The sequence below is a fragment of the Maritimimonas sp. 2210JD6-3 genome (assembly GCF_056591795.1).
In genome coordinates this window covers 1-363 of sequence record NZ_JBWQOJ010000112.1, presented here as the reverse complement: position 1 = coordinate 363, position 363 = coordinate 1, and the positions used below count along the sequence as shown (strand labels likewise).

Genomic DNA, 363 nt, shown 5'->3' with positions numbered 1-363 from the left:
TTTTTTTTTGAGAAAAAATAAGGGTTGCAGATATTTGTGTTGCGAAACATAAAATTACAACCCTATGTACCAAGTACTGAGCAAAGATATGATAGAATTAGAAATAATTCCATATTTACCAAAGACAAAACGAGGTTTTAAACCTACAGTTCCTCTTTACGAAATAGTCAATGCTATTCTCTACAAGTTAAAGACAGGCGTTCAATGGGAATATTTACCAGTTGATAGCTTGTTCGGTAAAGACGTTTTACACTACAAAACCGTTTTCGGTCATTATCGCAAATGGTGCGAGCTGGATGTATGGAAGTCTTGTTGGGTAGAGCTTTTAAAAGCCAACAAGTCCAAATTGGATTTATCTAGTGG

At 35.0% G+C, this 363-nt stretch carries 1 protein-coding gene; it reads left to right on the top strand.

Annotation, left to right across the window (positions count from 1 at the left end; translation table 11 throughout):
- Nucleotides 1–64: 64 nt before the first annotated feature.
- Nucleotides 65–363, top strand: a 299-nt coding sequence (locus AC1EUY_RS16185; RefSeq protein ID WP_480196589.1) for a transposase, incomplete at its 3' end; no start/stop codon positions are given.